The organism is uncultured Shimia sp. (assembly GCF_947493595.1).
In the GTDB taxonomy this organism is placed as follows: Bacteria; Pseudomonadota; Alphaproteobacteria; order Rhodobacterales; family Rhodobacteraceae; genus Shimia.
This window is the reverse complement of the sequence record NZ_CANLRL010000001.1, coordinates 757,855-778,854: the sequence shown is the minus strand read 5'-3', so window position 1 is coordinate 778,854 and position 21,000 is coordinate 757,855. Positions and strand designations below refer to the sequence as shown.

Genomic DNA, 21,000 nt, shown 5'->3' with positions numbered 1-21,000 from the left:
TAACTACCAAACCGAACCTCAAAGGCGGCTTTCAGGAGCCGCTTTTTTTGTGCATCGACCCGTCATTCACCCAAAGGGTTGACTGATCGGGGAGTCGATGTTATTCACCCACATGGTTGAACGACAAGACATCACCAAGACCGCGGACCAGCTCAGCACCATACTCAAGGCCGCATCAGAGCCAAACCGCCGCGCAATCCTGACTCTTCTGGCCCAGAACGGCCCGATGAAAGTCACCGACATCGCCGCCCGGTTTGATCTGAGCCTGAATGCGGTATCCAAGCACATCAAAGTGCTGGAGGCCGCCGGACTGGCCAGTCGCCGCACCGAATGGCGCGAGCACTTGATCGAGGTGCAAATGGCGCCCTTGTCGCTCATTGACACTTGGTTTGCTGACCTGCGTTCAATCTGGGCGCTGCGGTTGGACGCCCTCGAATCTGCCCTAATGGAGGAAGACAAAAATGACTGACCTCGCGCTGGAAATCTCCCGCCACTTACCTTTCCCGCCAGAACGCGTGTTTGACGCCTGGCTGGACCCCAAAATGATGCAGAAATTTTTGATCCCTGCCCCCGGAATGACCGTGCCGGAGGCCAGCAACGATCCGGTTGTCGGCGGCCGGTTTCGCGTGGTGATGCAAGCCCCTGATGTCGAAGAAGGCTGGCCACACGAAGGCGAATACCTCGAAATCGACCGCGCCAACCGCCTACGTTTCACCTGGGTTTCTCCCTATTCTCAAGAGGATAGCGAAGTTACCTTAATCTTGACACCTGCCAATGATGGCACCAACCTGACCCTGACGCATATTCGATTTCCTTCGCAGGAAAGCCGCGACAACCACGAAAGTGGTTGGACACGCATATTGGAAACATTGGAGACAACCCTATGAATTGGATTGCATTTATTGTCGGCTTCATCGCCTGCTCTGCCTTTGGCTTCTTGGTTTACGGACCAGTTTTGGGCCTCCAAAAACGCTGGGCCGAAGGCAGCAACATTGACCCCAAGCCGCCAGAGAAAATGCCAATGGGCCCGCTCTTCACCAATTGGATCGCCATCGCACTTCTGGCCTATATCGTCGCCCTGACCGAAACCACACAGAACCTGACCGTGGCTCTCCTCGCCATCCTCGCCTGCGCCGCTTACGTGGCCAACACCGGCGCGTGGATCAACAAATCCCGCTTCGCCATTACCGTGGATGTTGGATACGTGCTGGGGTCTGGCGTGCTGCTGATCTTGGCCCACGCCATCCTGTAACTATCTCTATTACGCGTCACAAAAGCCGCCTGCATTGGCGGCTTTTGTGGTACGGCACCGCGGTTGCATCAATCTCGCCTGGGCTATGCGCACTCTCCCCCACCTCAAAACTGTTGCAAGTTTACCCGCAACCCGTGCGATCGTTAAAATTTATTGATTTTGGCCCCCGGTCACCTCAACGTTGAGCCGGTAAAACTGGGGGAAATCGTGAAAATTACATTGATCTCTTATGGTGTCCTTGCTCTCGGCACCTATGTTGCATTCACGCTGGCCCAACCGGCGGCAGCTCAGACCTTGGAAGCAGGAGATCACATAGTGACCCTGCACTACTCGGCTTTGGACCGCGAAGATCAGGGCGTCTCGCGAGATGCCACAACGGCGATGGTGTCGTATGGCTACCAATACACCGACAAGCTGCGTTTGTTGGGTTTTTTCGGCCAATCGCGCACCGACAATACCTTTCCTCCAGACACGCAAACCACACGGACGCCAACCTTCGGTCTCGGGGCACAATATCAAGTTGGACGCGGTGGCACGCTCACCGGCACAATACTGAGCGGCGACATTGCCGAAGCCTACACCTCCGGCGGCACAACGACCGCTGGGGACGGTGACACCCTAACCGCCACTTTGCAATACGAGCAGGTCGCACCGCTTTCCGGGCGCACATTTGTAAAAGGCTTGGCTGCGGCGTCACACACAAACAGCAGTTTTGACACCTCCGGCTTGTCAAACAAAACCAACACCAATCGTTTTACGGTTGGCGCGGAACTCTTTCACATCGCTGGCGACAACTGGATCTTCACCGCGGGTCTCAGCCACACATGGTCCAACGCGATCATCACCATTACCGATAAGGAAGAGCTAAACCGCGCCCGCCTAAGCGCAACCTACCGCTTCACCGAGGACTTCGGCGCCACCTTGGGTTGGACCCAAGCTTTTGGTGCGGAAGACACCCACCGACGTCTCGATCTCAGCTTCACCCATCGGTTCTAAAGGAACAGCCATGCATAGACTTATTAAAACGCTTTTCCTGATGGGCGGCCTCGCGCTGATGTCTGCCTGTACAACAATCTATACCGGCGAGATCACTGACCTTACTGCAAGTGAGCAAAAGGACATCACCACACCCAACGGCGATATCGTCAACACGAAGGTTGACGTGTTTGCAAGAAATACCGTGCACAAGCGCAGCGGCGAAGATCCCCGCGACATTGGTGTCCGTTACGTTTCCCAGATCACCTATACCTATCCAGATGGCACAGTGGTACGTGAGAACATCCCGACCGGAGACTACATTAAGAAAGACAATAAGATCACCTTCAGATCGGTTCAAAAAAATGGCGAAGTAGCTGTGAAAAAATCAGGCGCCGCCACAGTCGAAGAAGCACTGGCCAGCGCCTGGTCGCGCGCAAACGCCCGTCTGCTGAGCTCTGCCACGGGGAGGTACCTCCCAAGCATCACACCAACCTCTTCGATTGACGCGATGCTCAGTGCTGTTGATGCCGTGACCAACTGATTAAGCCTTCACCCAAAAGAAAATGCCGTAGAGGACACCTCTGCGGCTTTTTTTGTAGTCACAAGAGCCTGCGCGTCAAACGTGGATCACCCGGTCATAAGCGTCCAGCACGCTTTCATGCATCATCTCGCTCAAAGTTGGATGCGGGAACACGGTCTCCATCAGCTCTGCCTCGGTGGTCTCAAGCTGGCGTCCCACCACATAGCCCTGGATCAACTCGGTGACCTCCGCGCCCACCATATGCGCGCCAAGCAACTCGCCAGTCTTGGCATCAAACACGGTTTTCACCATGCCCTCTGGCTCGCCCAAGGCTATCGCCTTGCCGTTGCCAATAAACGGGAAGCGCCCGACTTTCACGTCATAGCCTAGTTCCTTGGCCTTGGCCTCGGTGTAGCCCACGCTGGCCACCTGCGGGTGGCAATAAGTACAGCCCGCGATGCTCTCCGGCTTCACTGGATGCGGCTTCCCACCGGCGATCAGCTCCGCAACCATCACACCCTCATGACTCGCCTTATGCGCCAACCAAGGCGCGCCAGCGATGTCACCAATCGCAAACAGCCCGTCCACACCGGTCTGGCAGTATTGATCCGTGACCACATGGGTCCGGTCGATCTTCACGCCAAGCTTTTCAAGCCCGAGATTCTCGACATTGCCTACAATGCCTACTGCGGAAATCACCGTGTCAAAGTCCTGCGTTGTGACTTTGCCACCCACCTCAATATGCGCCGTGACTTTGTCGGCACCGCGATCCAGTTTCTTGACCGTGGATTTCTCCATGATGGTCATGCCCTGTTTGACAAATTGCTTTTTGGCAAAAGCACTTATCTCTGCATCTTCAACCGGCAAAACCCGATCCATGACCTCAACAACCGTCGTATCCGCGCCCAACGTATTGTAGAAACTCGCAAACTCGATCCCAATGGCACCTGAACCAATCACGAGCAACTTCTTGGGCATATGCGGCGGCACCAACGCGTCCTTATAGGTCCAGACCCGCTTGCCATCGCCCTCGAGCCCCGGCAATTCCCGCGCCCGCGCACCTGTGGCCAACACGATGTTCTTCGCGGTCAGCTCCTCAACGCCTTTTTCGCCCTTCACCGACACTTTGCCTTTGGCTGGCAAAGTCGCCTCCCCCATGAAGACCTCAACCTTGTTCTTCTTCATCAAGAAAGCAACGCCAGAGCTCAGTTGTTTGGCCACCCCACGCGAACGTTTCACCACTGCATCGATGTCATAGCCAATGCCCTCCGCCTTCAGACCAAAGTCCTTAGCGCGTTCCATCAGGTGAAACACTTCCGCCGACCGCAACAGCGCCTTGGTTGGAATGCAGCCCCAGTTTAGGCAAATCCCGCCCATGTGCTCACGCTCCACAATCGCAACCTTGAGGCCCAGTTGCGCGCCGCGAATGGCAGCCACATAGCCGCCCGGCCCTGCGCCAATCACAATCATGTCGAAGTTCTTGCTAGCCATGGTGTTTCCCCGCCTCCCGCTATGTCTTTGCGCGAGCCTACTGGAACTCCGCAGCGGCTTCAATAAAGCGAACCGCCCGTTTTACGCGCAATTTTTAACTGGCGATCGCGCAATCAGAAGCGCACACTGCGCCCGCGTCACCGAGTCGGGAGCCAAGCCATGAAAACCCTGAAAAACTTGCTTGTTGCCATGATCAACGCCACCTTGATATTGGTGGCAATCTGCCTGTTTTTCCTCTGGCGCCTGTCGGACACCGCAGAACGCGTTGTAGCCAGCTTTGCGCAAAACTTGCAAATTGTGCAGCCATTAGAAATCAAAGTGGACGGTCTGCGCACCGAAGTGGCCGACCTGCGCAGCGATCTGGCCGCTATCTCCCTGGACAGCACATCCCTGACCGCTCAGGCCACCGAACGCTTGCAAACCCGCGCCAATGCGCTGCAATTGGAATTGGCGGGCATCAACAGCAACCTGGCCCGCCTCGCGGACACGCCGGAAACCCTGATGCAATCCGCGCTGGATGACGTGGCCAGCCGTGTGAGTGGCCGTATCGGCACCATCGCCAGCTGCTATGCGCCCGAAACCAAGCCGGACGCCAGCACACCCTCTGAATAGCGGTTAGCCCGTGGCCTGAAGTTCCCGCACAGTAGCACCGTAGCCACCATTGGCCACATAGGCCATTTCCACTTCGGTCGAGGCCCGGGCAAGCGCTTCATTGCGGTATGGGAAACGTCCAAACTTCCGGATCACCTCGCGATGGGCCTGGGCGTGCAACAGGTTGCTATCGGCGTCGCCCATCCGCTGCAGGAACATGCGCACACAGCGCTCCTGATCACAGAGGTTCTCCGAATGCATCAGTGGCAGAAAGAAAAACTGCCGCGCCGGGCCGTCGATTTTCTGATCCCACTTTTTGTCGATCGCAGATTTAGCCGCCGCAAGCGCCTTATGATCGCTCGCAAAAGCTTTGCCACTGCCGCGGAACATGTTGCGCGAAAACTGATCGGTGAGGATCAGATAGGCCAAGGTGCCACTGGCGTAGGTCAACCATTGCCCAAGGCCACCGGCCTGAGCCACTTCCCATGTTGCCTCAAACCGCCGCCGGATCTCTGCGTCCAGCTCTTCGGAAACTGCATACCACCCGCTCGGCCCAACCTCGTCGAGCCAATACGAAAGTACTTCTTCGGGACCCACCATGTCCCATCTCCTTTTGCCTGTTCCGTCTCATTAAAAGACGCTTGGTACTTAGGAGGTTAGACACAGGAAATTAAGAAAGAATAGTCACAAAATGCAACATCCCGACACAGCCCGCGACCTTTGGCGCTAACACCGGCAGAGGTTTGCTTACCCTGCGGCAGCTTCCTGCTCTTCCTCCATCGCCGTCTCGATCGCCACCTCTTGTGCAACCTCCACCGCAACCACAGAGGCCGTAGGCATAACCGCGGTATAGCTGCCAGTATCTTCCACAGAGGCCGCAGGACGCCGTGTGGTGCGATACCCCGCGTAAAGACCCAAAGCCGCAAGCGGAATAACCAAGTAGATAAAGTACCCGCTGGGTCCGATGACATCCATCATCCACCCGGTGATCATTGGTCCTGCAATGGCACCAACACCATTCACAAACACCAAACCACCTGAGGCCGCCGCCATATCTTCATACTCTAGGAAGTCATTGGCGTGGGCAATCAGCATGGAATACAGCGGATTTGAAAATCCCCCAATAAAAAGCGCGGACACAAGCAGCATCAAGTAGTTGTCCCCGGCAAAGAAGCCCAGCATTGCCCCTGACGCACCAATCGCGGCCACAAACATGATCAACACACGCCGATCCATCCGGTCGCTCATCCACCCAAGCGGATACTGAAACACCGTCGCACCAATGTAAAATGCCGCGACAAACAACGACAATTCACTCAGGCTCAAACCAGCGCGCGTGGCAAACACCGCTGACATACCAAACTGTGCCGAAAACACGCCGCCAAGCAAGAACATGCCCACCACGCCCAGTGGCGAATTGTGGAACAGCTCTTTCAGGCTCATTGGTTTGGTGGTGTCAAACGCCGGCGTCGGCGACACGGAAAGCAAAATCGGCGCAAATGAGATCGAAACCAGCACCGAGGGGATCACAAACAGCAAGAACCCGGTCGCATCCGGAATGGTCAACATGCCCTGCGCAGCGACGATGCCAAACATCTGCACCATCATATAAATCGACAGCGCTTTGCCACGTGTGTCGTTGGTCGCCGCATTGTTGAGCCAGCTTTCCGCCGTGACATACACCCCGGAAAAACACAGCCCCATCAACGTACGCCCGGCGATCCAGGCCACCGGGTGTTCCAGAGTCGGATAAAGGATCAGAACCGCGGAGATCATGGAGGCCATGGCGGCAAACACCCGCACATGTCCAACACGGCGGATCAATTCCGGCGTGATGCGGCTGCCACCCAGAAAGCCCACAAAATAGGCCGACATCACCATCGACATCTCAAAGGTCGAGAATCCCGCCGCCTCGCCGCGAATACCGAGCAACGTCCCGTGCATACCGTTGCCAACCATCAGCAACAGCATTCCCAGCAGCAGTGGCCACGCACCTTTTAGAAACTGACCCATTGGACGATCCTCAACACAACTGTCTCACAGATGTGCCCGTATGCAAAACACGCCCTCAGCCATCGCATCCAATCGCGACAGCGACATGTCATTTTGCGGCATCGTCAGAGATTTAATCAGGGAAGCAGCAGCGAGGCATCTCCGTAAGAGAAGAACCGATAGCCTTCGTTTACCGCATGGTCATAGACCTTGCGAATTTCTTCCTGCCCCAACAAGGCGCTGACCAACATCATTAGGGTCGATTTTGGTAAGTGGAAGTTGGTCATCAAGGCGTCCGCCACATTAAACGAGAACCCCGGATAGATGAAAATATCCGTATTGCCTTCCCACGGCTGGATTGTGCCGCTTTCCCGCGCCGCACTTTCTATCAACCGCAGCGCAGTGGTGCCCACCGGGATCACCCGTCCGCCCGCCGCCTTGGTTTCCGCGATCTCCGCCGCCGCGGCCTCGGTCACGCGGCCCCATTCGGCGTGCATCTTGTGCTCTTTGACGTTTTCAACCTTCACCGGCAGGAACGTCCCCGCCCCAACATGCAATGTCACATGGGTGAATTGGACGCCCTTGGCCTTTAATGCCGCCAGCAACGCATCGTCAAAATGCAACGACGCGGTTGGGGCCGCCACAGCGCCGGAGTGTTTCGCCCAAACGGTCTGATAATCGGTTTTGTCTTTCTCATCAGCAGCGCGCTTTGCAGCAATGTAGGGCGGCAACGGCATATTGCCCGCCGCCTCCAACGCCGCATCAAAATCGTCGCCCTCGAGGTCAAACTGCACCAGCCCCTGCCCATCTTCTTTGGACAGCAACCGACCCTTGAGACCTGCGGCAAAGACAATCTCTTCGCCTTCGCGAATTTTCCGCAACGGTTTGATCAATGCCGCCCAAGCCCCACCTGCGCGCGGCTCCAACAACGTTACCTCCATGCGCGACTGGGTTTCCCCTTCCGGCCCTTGCCGAACACGGTAGCCAGATAAGCGGGCCGGGATCACTTTGGTATCATTCAGCACCAGTCGATCGCCTGCCTGCAGCAGATCCACCAAATCCGTGACCACCCCATCGGTGATCTCGCCGCCCTTGGCCACCAACAGGCGCGCTGAGCTGCGCGGCTCCGCTGGACGGGTCGCAATCAAAGACTCGGGAAGATCAAAATCAAAATCGGAAAGCTGCATCAGAGGTCGCGCCGTTAGTTACTCAGGTCCGGTGGTGGACGGCGGAAAATCTCTCTAAAGAAGCCCGGCGTCAAGGCCGAGAGTGGGTTTACCGAGATCTCCGGCTGCTGGGCCGGTCCGCGCATGGTGTAGTTAAAGCCAATCAACCCCTCCCCGCGCCGCGCAAACGGTCGGCCAATCACGTTCACCGCATAGATCGGCGAAATTGTGCCCTGAATGTTGAACCATTCTTGCGCAAAGCTATACGTGCCGTTGGCAGACAGCCCCATTGAAGGCCCCGCCGCACTGCTTTCGCCAATCACCAACCGATCAGGTGTCAACCGAAACCGCGCAAACACATCGGTGAACAGAATCCCCGGCCCCGCCAGCTGCTCCACCAGCCCAACCACACTGATCGCATTCAGAAGTTCGGCCACCAACGGCATTTGCTGCACTTTGACCTCTTTCATCTCCAACACGCCGTCGTATTCGCCCTTGGCAGCGCGCGGCACCATCGACAAGGTCATTGCGCCGCGACTGGCGGATTTCACCACCCCCATAAGCTGCGCGATTTTCCCTCCGTGATCCGACGTCACGCGCAATTGCGTGCCATTGCGATGCGGTGCCAAAGTGCCAAACACCAAAGGCCCACCTTTGAAATTGCCGTTGAAGCTGCCACTCAAGCCGCCGTCAAAATTCAACTCCGCCTTCATCGGTCCCAAGCGGATGTTGTCGGTCACAACCACCTCATCCACATTGGCCGTAACTGGCCCAATGCCCGCCGCGCCGCCACGCCCACTGCCTTTGCTACTGTCCGGCATACGCCGCATGTCCAGCCGCCCGCTGGTCATCACCACAGCCGGCGGCGCCTTGCCACGGCCCAACAGCCGCCCCGTGCCGTTGAGCCAACGGCCCACTACAAAGCTGTCCATCTGCGCCACACCAAGGCCGCCGCCGTCCGCAATCGAAATCCGCCCTCTGGCGCTCAACCCCGGTGCCTCAAACAAAATACGGTCGATGCTCGGCGACTTACCCAGCGTCAAATCCACCTCAAGCGTGCCACTGCTCTTTGCAGATTTGCTCCATCCAAGCGGCGGCGAAGACATGCGCACCCCCACCAGATCGGACCGCAACCGCATTTTGGGGGGCTGATCGCGCACAATGTCCATCTCATAACGGGCTTGCCCAACCTCAGACACCGTGCCTTTGGGCAGCCCCACCTCAAACGTGTCCAGCGCCGCCGCGCTCAGCTCCGCTGTGCCACTAACCCAACTGCGTCCTGCATTCTCCTTGCCACCCTGCATGTGCCATTTGGCGCTGACAGGAATGTTTGCGACAAACCCGTCTCCCCAGACCTCGACTCGCTCCGGTGTCGCCGTCACCTGCAAGTCGCCGCGCATCTCTTTGCCCGGCAGAAAATGCCCGCTGCGCACATCGCTCAGATCACCGCGCACGTCGTACACCACCTCCTCAATAGGCAGCTTGTCCTTGAGCACGAGCTCCACCGTGCCTTCCAAGTCCGCCCACCCGGAGGCAAAATCCACAGGCAGATTGGCCTTCGTGAACAACTCCAAAGGCTTGCGATCCAACAGCGACAACACCGCCTCAACCGGCCCGCGTGCTTGCGCCTGCACCACAGCCGGGGACTGTTTGATCCGCGTATTCAGGATCACCATATTGGTGCCCGCCACATCCATACGCCCGCCTTGATCCGCTTCGACATACCCCGCCTCCGCCGTGATATGCAGTTGGTGGTTCTGCAACACGCCAAAGCCAATGCCATCGCGCACCGGCGGCATGGTTTTCACTGGTTTGATGTCCACATCGCGGAACTGGAAGTCCACGTAGACCTCTGGCGGCTCCGCCCCTCTTGAGCGCACGGCCAAATCAATGTCGTGCAATGTCGCCTTATAGATGTTCTGGTCAATCCACTTGCGCAGCTTGTGTTTGAAACTCTTAGGCCACAGCGCCAGTACGCTTTCTGGTACAACCTCATCCATATGCCCGTTTAAGGCATAAGCCCAATTCTCACCTTCGGTGGTCAAACTGCCATCCAACACAATCTGGTTGCCGTTCTGGCGAACCACCAACTGCCCCAAATCCAGTTCAAACGGGTCCAGTTTCAACCGAAAATCCGCAAAAGACCTCTCCAACGCCACCGGGTCATCATCCAGGTTGCGGGGATTGGCGCGAAATTCATTTAAGGTCAGCTGCACCAGAAAATCTTCCGGCAAGCCTTGTGACAAAGACCCGAAAAACGCTTCCCCATGGGCGTTGACCCGCACCATATCGCTGCTCAAGGACAACTCATCAAACCGAATTGCGCCACGGTTTGGATCATAGGTCAGATAACTGCGCATGCTTTCAAAGGGTACTGGCCGCACCGCCCCATCCGGCTGCAACACGCCATCAGCAATCTGCAAAGTCGCATTCACATTGCCCAGATTGCCTTCGCTATCAATGCTGGCCCGCAGCGCGCCCGAAATCGGCGCCCGTAAAATCTGCAACCAGCTCAGCGCAGCAGATTGCGAGGCAATATCATCGCTTGGCAGATCTTCAAAGTTCACCCCAAACTCGGTCGTGCGAGACCCAAACCGCGTGGTCACCGAAGCTTCAATTGTGCTGGCGTAGCTGCGTCCGCCCAAAAGCGTCATCTGAGACGCCAGTTCCACCAACTCGTCCGTGCGCCGCAAAGTGATGTGGCCACCATCCACAGTCCACGCCCGCTGCGCCCGCCGGTCCTCAAACCGGATGGTCACATCTTCAATCTGGAACAAATCAAGGTACGCCAACAGAGGCGCCTGTAAATAGCCCTCCACCTGGTCGCCAAAGGTTGTGATGTCGGTGTCTGTCTGAAACGCGCCACCACCTTGGCCAATCGAAACCTGAACCTGACCGTCTTCCTGACGCAACACCAGCAACGTCACGCCTGACACCTGCACATCTCGCAGCGCAATCTGCCGATCCAAAAGCGGCGCAAAAGCCAATCGTGCCCGCGCCGTCTCCAAACGTACCGGGCTGCCACCATCCTCAGGCGCCACCTCCACCCCTTGCAATTCAATGCTGGGGTCCCAGTCGTCCTCAACAACAAGCGCCATATGCTCGATGGACACCTCAAGTCCGTCCAACTGTTGGTTCAGCGCAGCTTGCACGCGGGTGTGTAGCCACTCGGGCGCATGCAAAGGCTTGCCGCTGATCACAAAGGCTGCAACCGCCAACACCAGCACCGGTACGCTCAGACTAAACAGCGCAATCACACCAAAACGCCGGGCCCGGCGCGAACGCCGCCCGGGTTGCGCCTCGGTCGTCTCCAACTCCGACTGGGCCACCGACTCTCCGCGTTTCGCAGACTCGGCGGTTTCGGATGATTGAGCTGGACCCTCTGACGCGGAGTTATGTTCGCCGTTCTCGGTCAGGGTTGATGCCTCTGTGTGTTCTGTTATTTCGGTGCTCGTGGACAAAACTATACCTGCAAGAGACGCCCGACCCAAGGCCGGATCACCGCTTTGGCAACAACGGGCCATCAAGGAGCAAAATGATGATTGAGACCAACCAACCTGCCCCCGATTTCACCTTGCCGTCCACCGCTGGCGACGATGTCACTCTCTCGGCGCTGCGCCCCGCGCCGGTGGCGCTGTTTTTCTACCCGCGTGACAACACGTCCGGCTGCACCAAGGAGGCAATCGCTTTTTCCCACCTATTGGAAGAGTTTGCCACCGCAGGCGTGCAGGTTTTTGGCATCTCCAAAGACAGTATGAAGAGCCATGGCAAGTTTGTCGAAAAACAAAACCTGACCGTGCCACTGCTGTCCGATGAAAACGGCACTGTGTGTGAAGACTATGGGGTCTGGGTGGAGAAAAAAATGTATGGCAAAACTTTTATGGGCATCGTGCGTTCCACAGTGTTGATTGATGCAGATGGCAACATCGCCCGCACCTGGCCAAAGGTAAAAGTTGATGGGCATGCGGAAGAGGTCTTGGAGGCTGCAAAGGCGCTCTGATGACCAAATCCCTTGCAGAAATGGCTGTTGAAGTGCTCACCACTGCCGACGGCCGTGCCAAAACCGCGATTTCAAAAAAGCACGCAGAGACTTGGTTTGCTGCGCGTGAGGCTGGCACGCCGCTGCCAATCGGCAAAGCCACTCCGCCATTGCAACCAGCCCGCCCGGCGCAGCCAGAACTGCTTAACCCACGCGACGTGCCGCGCCGCAAGCCTGGCAGCCCGCAGGGCCGCATCGCCATGTTGCACGCCGTGGCGCATATCGAACTCAACGCCGTAGACCTGCACTGGGATATCATCGCGCGTTTCACCGACGTCGAAATGCCGCTGGGTTTCTATGACGACTGGGTGAAATCCGCAGCGGAAGAATCAAACCATTTCAACCTGATATGCGACAGTCTTGAAGCCAAAGACAGTTTCTACGGCGCCCTGCCTGCCCACGCAGGCATGTGGCGCGCCGCCGAGGACACCGTGGATGACTTGATGGGCCGCCTCGCGGTGGTGCCCATGGTGCTCGAAGCACGGGGGCTGGACGTGACTCCCGGCATGATCCGCATCTTTGAGAACGCCAAAGACGAACAAACCCTGGAAGCCCTGCGCATCATCTACGCCGAAGAAGTGGGCCACGTCGCCTATGGCTCAAAATGGTTCAACTTCCTCTGCGGCCGCCACGCTCTGGATCCCAAAGCCACCTTTCATGGCCTTGTGCAAAAGTACTTTCACGGCGCTCTCAAACCACCGTTCAATGAAGAGAAACGTGCCGACGCGGGCTTACCGCCAGATTTTTACTGGCCGCTTTCTGACGAAGAGCCACCAGCCTACGCCCGCTAGATATCGGCGGCAAACCGCCCATCATGGCGACACTTCCGCGCCTTACCTGCCTAAAAAGGTCAAAAACCTTGCCGGACAGGGCTTGGCCCGCTAAACCCTTGCCCCAAGGCGCCATCAAAAGGCGTTGGGGACAATGGGTTGCGCCGGGGATGGCGCTTCTCGGGATGGGACTAAACAAGGAATTCTTCCGTGAGAACACGACTCGCGATCCGCGCGCACGCGATCCTGGAACGCTTCTTTCCGGAACGCAGGCTCTTTCTTCGGTCAGACACAGACACCCGCTTCATCCGCCTGAAGCCAAGCACGCAACTGATTGCGTTTGTTGGCTCTTCCGCGATTGTCGCTTGGGCCATCATCGCCACCGCGATCCTTTTGATGGACAGCATCGGCTCCGGCAACTTCCGGGAGCAGGCCAAACGCGATCAGCTCACCTATGAGCAACGCCTCAATGATCTGTCCTCGCAACGTGACACGCGCACCGAGGAAGCGCTGGCGGCACAGGCCCGCTTCAACTCTGCCCTGACACAGATCTCCGACATGCAGTCTGAGCTGCTGGCATCTGAAATCCGCCGCAAAGAGCTGGAAACCGGCATTGAGGTGATCCAAGCCACGTTGCGCCGCACCATGCAGGAACGGGAAGCCGCCCGTGCCGAAGTTATTGCCCGCGATCAGGCACAGGCTGAAACCCAGACCGCCCTCATCGGTTCCTCGCCGCTTGGCAACGACATGCTTGACGTGTTGTCGACTGCGCTGAACGAAACCGCCGCCGAACGGGACGAAGTGGTGGCCAATGCGCAGCTGGCTTTGAACGCCGCCGAGGAAATGGAGCGTGAATTGCTCCTGATGGAAGAGAAAAACGACAAAATCTTCCGCCAACTCGAAGACGCCATGACCGTGTCTGTGGAACCGCTGACAAAGATGTTCACGGCTGCCGGTCTGGACACCAAAAACCTGATGGAAGAGGTCCGCCGTGGCTATCAAGGCCAGGGCGGACCAATGATGCCCCTCAGCTTCTCCACCAAAGGAGTCGAAATCTCCGAAGAAACCCTACGGGCCAACCGTCTCCTGGAACAGCTGGACCAATTGAACGTCTATCGTATTGCGGCGGAAACCGTGCCGTTTGACAACCCGATTAAATCCGCCTTCCGTTACACCTCCGGCTTTGGAATGCGTTGGGGTCGGATGCACAAAGGCACCGATTTTGCCGCCCGCTATGGCACGCCGATCTACGCCACAGCGGATGGTGTTGTGACTCACGCGGGCTGGTTGTCAGGTTACGGGCGCCTTGTGAAAATCAAACATGACCACGGAATTGAGACCCGCTACGCCCACCAAGCGAAAATCCGCGTAAAAGTCGGCCAAAGAGTCTCGCGTGGCGACCATATTGGTGATATGGGCAATTCTGGACGCTCGACCGGCACGCATTTGCACTACGAAGTGCGCGTCAATGGTCGCGCTGTAAACCCGATGACATTTATCAAGGCTGGAAGAGATGTTTTCTAAGAGCAAAATCAACGACCCCGCACCGACTACAGACACTCCGGCCAAGCCTGCGGCCGCCCCAGCGGCGCCGATCCCGGCAGCGCCCGCAAAGGCCAGCGAGTTCAAAGGCGCTTCGGCCCCCAAAGCCAAACCACCTGCCTCTGTGCTGTCCACAGACCTGCACATCACCGGCAACCTGAAAACCACCGGTGACATTCAGGTCGAAGGCACCGTGGAAGGCGACATTCGCGCCCACCTGCTGACCGTTGGCGAAACCGCCACCATCAAAGGTGAAATCATTGCGGACGACGTGGTCATCAATGGCCGCATCGTGGGTCGCGTACGTGGCTTGAAAGTGCGCTTGACCTCCACCGCCCGTGTGGAAGGCGACATCATCCATAAAACCATCGCCATCGAAAGCGGTGCCCACTTTGAAGGCTCCGTACAACGTCAGGACGATCCACTGACCGTTGGCAAAGCAGCCGCCCCACGCGCCGCAGCGCCTGCCGCAGCAGCCCCAGCAGCCGCTCCTGCGGCGGCCAAACCTGCCAAATAAGCGGCATAAACGCCACAGAAACACGCAACCGCCGCGCTACCTGCGCGGCGGTTTTTCTTTGCGCAACTGTCTGAAATCGCCCACAAACCTATACACTTTACACCTTGCAGAGCCGCTGCGCTCAACGATCCTTTTGCGCCAGTTCCCTTATTTCTCCCCTAGGCAGAGCCAAATTCGCTTCCTAGGCTCCCCAAAGGTATATTTGGGAGTGATAAAATGTTTCAGAAACTTGGCGCAGAATTCATCGGCACCTTTTGGCTGGTGCTTGGCGGTTGTGGCAGCGCAGTACTGGCTGCAGGGGTTGCAGATGTTGGCATCGGCTGGCTGGGTGTCAGCTTGGCCTTCGGCCTCACCGTGATGACCATGGCCTATGCCGTAGGCCACATCTCCGGCGGCCACTTCAATCCCGCCGTTAGCCTTGGTCTTATGATTGGCGGACGATTTGAAGCCAAAGACCTGATCCCCTATTGGGTCGCGCAAGTGGCAGGCGCAATCGCCGCCGCAATTGTGCTCTACCTCATTGTCTCCGGCGCACCGGAATTTGCCGGCGTCGGGGGATTTGCCTCCAACGGCTACGGCGAAGCATCGCCGCAAGGTTATTCCATGATGTCCGCCCTGGTCATCGAAGTGGTGCTCACCGCTGCCTTCCTCTTCATCATCCTTGGCTCCACGTCCTCCGGTGCCCCCGCAGGCTTTGCCCCCATTGCCATTGGTCTTGGCCTGACACTGATCCACCTGATCTCCATTCCGGTCACCAACACCTCAGTGAACCCCGCCCGCTCCACCGGTGTGGCGCTCTTTGCCGACGGACCAGCCCTGTCGCAGCTCTGGCTGTTCTGGATTGCTCCGCTGGTTGGCGCGGCAATCGGTGGCGTTCTTTGGAAGGTCATTTCCTCGGAAGAGTAACAGCACAGGTGAGGCCGTGCCTGTCGCTGCCTCACAACACATTGTAGTGGTCCAGTGCGGGTTCAAACACCTTGGCATCTTGTAGCGAGAACTTCTCAAACCCTTCGGTTGCGCGCTGAATCCGGTCGCAACGAAACGTCCTTGGCGCATCCCTCAGATGATCCCAGGCCAACACGTACCACACCGGCGAACACAGCAGCAGGTACTGCGGAGCAATGGTTCGTTTTGATTTGGCTCCATCCTCACGCACATAGTCAATCTCCACAAGCTTCTGATTGAGGAACGCCTGATGCAACGTCTGCACAACCCGTGGCTTTGGTTGCCCCATCGAGGTCTGCACCGGCAACGACGCATGCTCGGCAATCAAAATCCGTTTCTTGATACCCTGCACTGCGCGGCGTTTCTCCTTGGAAAAAGACGCGATCAACTGCCGCCGGATTGATCCCATTTGCGCCAGAAACAACGGTGAGTTCATCTGCTCAGCCACCGCCAGGCTAATCAAAAGGTCGACACTCTCGGCATAAGACAGATTGAGCCGCCCCACCCCCCAATTCACGTCCATGCGCACACCACCACCGCGTCCGCGTTCTGCCTCAATCGGCATCCCCTGCGCCCGCATGATCTCCAGATCCCGCGCAATGGTGCGGCGACTCACCCCGTGGGTCCTTGCCAAATCGTCTACTGTACAGGGGTCTTCACCTTTGAGTTGGGCCGCAATCTGGTCCAACCGCATCATCCGGGTTTGTGCATCCGCACGAGAGCGCTTCTGTGTCATGTAACAAATAGGACATAAAACGGCGCATTACTCAATATCCGATCCCTGTCACACTTACAGGAGACTTCAATGACACCTATCACCGTACTGGCCCCAATCAAACTGGCCCCCAACAAAAGTGAAGCTGACCTGCTCGCCGCCTCCGCCAAATTCCAATCCGAGTTTGTTGCCCATGAGCCAGGCGTGCTGCGCCGCGAGCTGGTGCGCGCGCAAGACGGTACCTATCTGGACATCGTGCAATTCCGCAGCGAGGCCGACATGGCGGAAGTTATCGAAAAAGAAATGCAATCGCCAGCCTGTGCCGACTTCTTCTCGGTGATGGACCTGACCGACTTTGATCCGGAGGCGCCCATGGACACCTACGTCTCTCTGGAAACCCACGCGGCCTAAGTCAGTTGAACACCAGCGTGCGCACCGGCAACAGGATCGCTTGCGCCCGCATCAGGATGGCATTGGCAATGCCCATGCCATCCACAATCGACGTGGTCAGTCGCGCAAAACCAGTGATCTCACCGGCGGCCATCTCCAAACCCCGGTTGGAATAGGCCATCCCGACACAGGCGCTGCCGGGCGGAATGTCATCGGTATGCCCCGCGTAGACCGGCTCCAGGAATACCAGAACCGAGCCTTTGCGCTGCCGCTCTAACGCATCTTGCAACGCATCTCCCGGTCGAAACTGGCCAGCCGCCACCACACGCTGGCGCTCTGAAATCACCATAGGAATGACCTCCAACGGCTTGGCGGCGCAGGTAATTTCCACCAACATGCCATCCTTCAGCACAGGCGTCGCGATCTGTTTGAACGTCGCAATGAACCGCCCTTGACCTGTCACATCCGGAACCAAAATGCCCGCCGGACGCAGGATCGGGTTCACCAAATCCCCCGGCTTCAACAAAAACTGCGTCACCGCCCCGTCCACTTCGGCCGTCACTGTCGACAGGCGAATTTCTGTCAGCGCCTCCGCCAACATCGCCTCGGCACTTGATTTTTGGGCCGGCAAGACCTCCGCGACCCGCGCTTCAATGCCCCGCAACGCCGCCTGCGCCCCGTCATAGACGCCCTCGGCCTGCGTCACAGCAGATGTCAGACGCTGCAACTCTTGCTCGCTAACCACTGTCTCGTTTCGCCGTGCCACGTCTTGCCGCCGCTGCAGATCGTCCTGCGCCTGCAAAAACGCCGCCTCGGCCGACAACACTTGCGCCTGGGCCACTGCGATGTCTTCTGCGCCGGCATCCAACGTCGCTTCCACCTCGGCAATACGACGGCGCGCCGTTTCCGCCGACGCCTCTTGTCGGCTGGTATCCAGTCGGAAAATCGCATCCCCGGCCTTCACCTGATCGTTGTTGTTCACATAAACCTCAGCCACGCGCCCGGCCCGTTCTGACAAAATGGACACCGTGCGGAACGGCGCAGACACGCTGGTCGCGGCCGGGTGAAAATGAAAAATCACAGTGATCAGCGCAATCGCAAGCACCGCACAGGAGGTCAGCCCCCAGCGCAACTCATACCACACGTTGAACAACGTGATTTCATGACCAATACGCTTGCCCTGCCTGTAGCGTCGATACAGGTAGTCCGGCAAAATCGTGATCAAGGCGGAGAAGATCAGCTCAAGCATCAGCTGTCTCCTCGACATCGGTCTCAGGCACAGTGTCCATGGACGCCTTAAAGGCTGGGAACACCTCATGCAGCGGCACCGCGGCAATCAAAATGGCGGCGATCCAAAAAGCGTTGTTCATAGTGAATAGTGATACCAATCCCAACATGCTCACCAGTTGCATCTGGACCTTATGCGCCCCTGTCGCCATGCGGTCAGGAATGGCCTGAATGGTGAAATACAGCGCGCCAAACCCAATCAACACGGCAACCAACACCACAGCAACGGTCCACATGAACCCATCCGTCTGCCCGGGCCCCGTGACCCAAAACGGCATCACCGCCAATGCGTCTTCAGACAATGTGCTCTGCATGGTGCTTTCCCCGTAGTGGACCTTTGATGCCCAGTAACGCAAAAAAGCAAAACAAAATCAATGTGACAGACTGGACGGCGAACCTACTTCCCTAACATCCATTGCCCATCCGGCCAAAAGGCATGAAAGGCAAAGGCGAACAGCACATCATGTGGCACATCCTTACCACTGGTGTCCTTCACCCGAATAGTGCCGACATCTTTGCTCTTGCCGATGTTGGCCTTGTCCAAAGCCGAAGCCTGCCCCGCCTGCCAGGAAATCGTAATCCCCGCTTCTGACACTTTGCCTTTCTCTGCCAATCGCGTCATCGGCCAGGCCCGATCCCCCACGCGCACAACCCGCACCAAAGGCGGCACCCCGTGAGGCGGGTTCTCCCCGCTGTACAAAAACGGCCGCGCCGAGCTGTCATAGCGCACATAGGGATTGCGCCCGTAGTCGCGATTATACGGTGGCTCCGCCATCACCAACCCCTCCGGATGCCGCGCCTTAAACTGCGCCCAGCTCTCCATCCAGGTGGGCAACGCCTTCAGCGTCACCCCGGTCATCTCGCCGACGATCCCAGTGCCAATCGCTTGCTGCCACCAACTCTGGGTCTCGCGGTCATACATCACCATATCGCTGTTGCGCAGCTTGCCCGACACCCCAAGCGTCAGCACTTTGCCCTTGGCACGCCGATCAAAGGTGATCGCCGAATTGCACAACGGGCAAAAGGTCACCGCAATGGGTGTCTTGCCAACCTGATCGTTCACAATCTCATGCCAGGTTAGATAGCGAATCGGATAGGCCCGCGGCAGCTCACCGGGCATTTCCACCGTCACCACCGGCTCGCGATCCCCAATCCGACTCTCATCGCCCACACGAATGAACTGCGGATCACTCAGCGCCGGAATCCCATCTTTGGGCGGCCCGCCACTCATGATCTCAACCCAATTGTTGATGCTGGTTCGGGAAAAATCCGTCTCCGGCCACTCATGTTTCCAGAAACTCGGATCGGCCCAAGCCGTCCCACCAAGCGCCAAAACCGCAACCGCCGCCGCCAAACGTCCCAATCGTTTCAATGCCATAGCCCTACCCTCCCGCGCTTCTCAAAAGCCTGCGCCGAATTCTGAGCCCGCGCCAGCCCGCACACGCAGATGTGAGACGCCTTTACCAATCCTCAATCCCTCTGTCGCATAGCTAGCTCCGCAGCATTTGCCTCAAAAAAGGAAAATTAAAGTTGTTAGAAGAACAACCCTCTGCCGCCGACCTCGATCTCATTGCCGAGTTTGAACCCCGTTTTGAGATGCTGGATGCAAACAGCCTTGTGGCCCTTGCCGAAAACGCCCCCTTAGGCGACGGCGGCGTACACGCCTCCAATCTGCTGGCCCAAGCGCTTGAGAAAGACCCGCATCACCACGCGGCGCATCTCCTGAAAGAGCAATTGCATCAGATGTTTGTGCCCCGCTGGCACTTCCCCATGCTGGCCGACACCGTGCGCAACCAAGCCTACGCCAAGGCCATCGCCGCCAAAGTTCAGCCCGGCGACATCGTGCTTGACATCGGCTGTGGCGCCGGTCTCACCGCCATGCTTGCCGCCCGCGCCGGGGCCAAACATGTCTACGCCATCGAAGGCCAGCCGCTGATTGCGGCCGCTGCCAAACAGGTGATCGCCGACAATGGCCTCAGCGAAAAAATCACAGTCCTATCCAAGTGGTCCCACGAGTTGATCATCGGCGAAGACCTACCGGATCGTGCCGATGTGGTTGTTTCAGAAATTGTCGACAGCAACCTCTTGGGCGAAGGCGCGCTTGCCACGCTGACCCATGCCATGGAGCATCTTGCCAAACCCAACGCCCGTGCCGTGCCCGAAAGCGGTACACTCAAGGCGCAGCTGGTGGAAAGCGCCGCCCTGCGCAATCAATACCGCCCGCTTGAGGCCGAAGGCTTTGACCTCTCCGCCTTCCACAAGTTTGCCAATGTCGCCCAAGTCACCCCCAACGACTCCGCTGCTTGCGGTCTACGTCCCTTAGGCCCAACCAGCGATCTGTTCCACTTCGACTTCACCCGCCCGGACATGTCCCACGGCAAAACCACCCTGCCGCTGTTCTGCACCACTGTGGGCACCGCCCACGCCGTTGTGGTCAGCTTCGACATGGTGCTGGCACCTGGCATCTCAGTCTCCAACGACCTGAACACCGACGGCCACTGGGGGCGCTTCTCCTATCTTCTGGACCAGTCCACGCCAGTCAGCGTTGGCTCCCAAGTCACCATCACCGCGCAGCACGACGCCACAAAGCTCAGCGTGTCGATCCACGACACTTCTCCAGCAGAGCGCCCAATCATCTGGCAGCGTGGCGTGAACAGCCACAGCACATTTGCACCGGTGCCTGAGGTCACGCCGTCGTGGTTTGTGCCGGACACGCAGGAGCCCCCCTCCTCCGAGCGTCCGGTACACTAAAGCGCACACACGAAATCAAAAACAAAAGGCCCACCGCAATCCCTGCGATGGGCC

Annotated in this window: 22 protein-coding genes; 13 read left to right on the top strand and 9 right to left on the bottom strand. The window is 57.8% G+C overall.

Annotated features, from left to right (window positions below):
* The first annotated feature begins 112 nt into the window (after positions 1-112).
* The 5 genes from Q0955_RS03930 (at position 113) to Q0955_RS03910 (ending at position 2,771) form a co-directional block, all read left to right on the top strand.
* Complete coding sequence (locus Q0955_RS03930; RefSeq protein ID WP_299420136.1) at positions 113-469, top strand: metalloregulator ArsR/SmtB family transcription factor; 357 nt, start codon at positions 113-115, stop codon at positions 467-469.
* A complete protein-coding gene (locus Q0955_RS03925; protein WP_299420134.1) occupies positions 462-887 on the top strand; it encodes an SRPBCC domain-containing protein in 426 nt (141 codons plus the stop codon). The genes Q0955_RS03930 and Q0955_RS03925 overlap by 8 nt, the downstream gene beginning before the upstream one ends.
* Positions 884-1,252 carry a DUF1761 family protein gene (locus Q0955_RS03920; protein ID WP_299420132.1) on the top strand — a complete coding sequence of 123 codons (369 nt, stop codon included), beginning with the start codon at positions 884-886 and terminating at the stop codon, positions 1,250-1,252. The genes Q0955_RS03925 and Q0955_RS03920 overlap by 4 nt, the downstream gene beginning before the upstream one ends.
* A gap of 207 nt (positions 1,253-1,459) precedes the next feature.
* On the top strand, positions 1,460-2,248 hold the full coding sequence (locus Q0955_RS03915; protein ID WP_299420129.1) for a hypothetical protein: 789 nt from the start codon (positions 1,460-1,462) through the stop codon (positions 2,246-2,248).
* Complete coding sequence (locus Q0955_RS03910; protein WP_299420127.1) at positions 2,196-2,771, top strand: hypothetical protein; 576 nt, start codon at positions 2,196-2,198, stop codon at positions 2,769-2,771. Before Q0955_RS03915 ends, Q0955_RS03910 begins: the two co-directional genes overlap by 53 nt.
* 75 nt (positions 2,772-2,846) lie before the next feature.
* On the opposite strand, the gene lpdA is transcribed toward Q0955_RS03910, so the two are convergent.
* Positions 2,847-4,241 carry a dihydrolipoyl dehydrogenase gene (gene lpdA, locus Q0955_RS03905; RefSeq protein ID WP_299420124.1) on the bottom strand — a complete coding sequence of 465 codons (1,395 nt, stop codon included), beginning with the start codon at positions 4,239-4,241 and terminating at the stop codon, positions 2,847-2,849.
* A gap of 159 nt (positions 4,242-4,400) precedes the next feature.
* Between lpdA and Q0955_RS03900 the strand changes: the two genes are divergently transcribed.
* Positions 4,401-4,853, top strand: coding sequence for a hypothetical protein (locus Q0955_RS03900; protein WP_299420122.1), 453 nt, complete (start codon positions 4,401-4,403; stop codon positions 4,851-4,853).
* Between the two features lie 3 nt (positions 4,854-4,856).
* Here Q0955_RS03900 and Q0955_RS03895 read toward each other — a convergent pair whose 3' ends face one another.
* From Q0955_RS03895 to Q0955_RS03880, 4 genes are all read right to left on the bottom strand, one after another.
* Complete coding sequence (locus Q0955_RS03895) at positions 4,857-5,432, bottom strand: DUF924 family protein (protein ID WP_299420119.1); 576 nt, start codon at positions 5,430-5,432, stop codon at positions 4,857-4,859.
* 147 nt (positions 5,433-5,579) lie between these two features.
* Positions 5,580-6,845: an MFS transporter gene (locus Q0955_RS03890; protein ID WP_299420116.1), complete on the bottom strand. Its 1,266-nt coding sequence runs from the start codon at positions 6,843-6,845 to the stop codon at positions 5,580-5,582.
* A gap of 116 nt (positions 6,846-6,961) precedes the next feature.
* Entirely contained in the window at positions 6,962-8,011 is a 1,050-nt protein-coding gene (gene queA / locus Q0955_RS03885) for a tRNA preQ1(34) S-adenosylmethionine ribosyltransferase-isomerase QueA (protein WP_299420114.1), read from the bottom strand.
* 14 nt (positions 8,012-8,025) lie between these two features.
* Positions 8,026-11,319, bottom strand: a complete 3,294-nt coding sequence (locus Q0955_RS03880) for a DUF3971 domain-containing protein (protein WP_299420112.1) — start codon at positions 11,317-11,319, stop codon at positions 8,026-8,028.
* A 209-nt stretch (positions 11,320-11,528) separates the two neighbouring features.
* On the opposite strand from Q0955_RS03880, the gene Q0955_RS03875 reads away from it, so the two are divergent.
* From Q0955_RS03875 to aqpZ, 5 genes are all read left to right on the top strand, one after another.
* Positions 11,529-11,990, top strand: coding sequence for a peroxiredoxin (locus Q0955_RS03875; protein WP_299420110.1), 462 nt, complete (start codon positions 11,529-11,531; stop codon positions 11,988-11,990).
* Positions 11,990-12,820, top strand: a complete 831-nt coding sequence (locus Q0955_RS03870) for a ferritin-like domain-containing protein (RefSeq protein ID WP_299420108.1) — start codon at positions 11,990-11,992, stop codon at positions 12,818-12,820. Before Q0955_RS03875 ends, Q0955_RS03870 begins: the two co-directional genes overlap by 1 nt.
* Before the next feature lie 189 nt (positions 12,821-13,009).
* Positions 13,010-14,323, top strand: a complete 1,314-nt coding sequence (locus Q0955_RS03865) for a M23 family metallopeptidase (RefSeq protein WP_299420106.1) — start codon at positions 13,010-13,012, stop codon at positions 14,321-14,323.
* Entirely contained in the window at positions 14,313-14,858 is a 546-nt protein-coding gene (locus Q0955_RS03860; protein ID WP_299420103.1) for a polymer-forming cytoskeletal protein, read from the top strand. The genes Q0955_RS03865 and Q0955_RS03860 overlap by 11 nt, the downstream gene beginning before the upstream one ends.
* A gap of 216 nt (positions 14,859-15,074) precedes the next feature.
* Entirely contained in the window at positions 15,075-15,764 is a 690-nt protein-coding gene (aqpZ, locus tag Q0955_RS03855) for an aquaporin Z (RefSeq protein WP_299420101.1), read from the top strand.
* A gap of 31 nt (positions 15,765-15,795) precedes the next feature.
* On the opposite strand, the gene Q0955_RS03850 is transcribed toward aqpZ, so the two are convergent.
* Entirely contained in the window at positions 15,796-16,539 is a 744-nt protein-coding gene (locus Q0955_RS03850; protein WP_299420098.1) for a WYL domain-containing protein, read from the bottom strand.
* 69 nt (positions 16,540-16,608) lie between these two features.
* Here Q0955_RS03850 and Q0955_RS03845 point away from each other — a divergent pair, with 69 nt between their 5' ends.
* The gene (locus Q0955_RS03845; protein WP_299420095.1) at positions 16,609-16,929 is read left to right on the top strand and encodes a hypothetical protein; all 321 of its coding nucleotides are present in this window, start codon (positions 16,609-16,611) and stop codon (positions 16,927-16,929) included.
* Between the two features lies 1 nt (position 16,930).
* Here the strand turns inward: Q0955_RS03845 and Q0955_RS03840 are convergent, their stop codons facing one another.
* The 3 genes from Q0955_RS03840 to Q0955_RS03830 form a co-directional block, all read right to left on the bottom strand.
* Positions 16,931-18,157 (bottom strand): biotin/lipoyl-binding protein, encoded by a 1,227-nt coding sequence (locus tag Q0955_RS03840; protein ID WP_299420093.1) that lies wholly within the window; start codon positions 18,155-18,157, stop codon positions 16,931-16,933.
* Positions 18,150-18,509 carry a hypothetical protein gene (locus Q0955_RS03835; RefSeq protein WP_299420090.1) on the bottom strand — a complete coding sequence of 120 codons (360 nt, stop codon included), beginning with the start codon at positions 18,507-18,509 and terminating at the stop codon, positions 18,150-18,152. Before Q0955_RS03835 ends, Q0955_RS03840 begins: the two co-directional genes overlap by 8 nt.
* Positions 18,510-18,592: 83 nt before the next feature.
* Positions 18,593-19,573 carry a DUF3179 domain-containing protein gene (locus Q0955_RS03830; RefSeq protein WP_299420087.1) on the bottom strand — a complete coding sequence of 327 codons (981 nt, stop codon included), beginning with the start codon at positions 19,571-19,573 and terminating at the stop codon, positions 18,593-18,595.
* Between the two features lie 218 nt (positions 19,574-19,791).
* Here Q0955_RS03830 and Q0955_RS03825 point away from each other — a divergent pair, with 218 nt between their 5' ends.
* On the top strand, positions 19,792-20,946 hold the full coding sequence (locus Q0955_RS03825) for a 50S ribosomal protein L11 methyltransferase (RefSeq protein WP_299421040.1): 1,155 nt from the start codon (positions 19,792-19,794) through the stop codon (positions 20,944-20,946).
* Positions 20,947-21,000 lie beyond the last annotated feature (54 nt).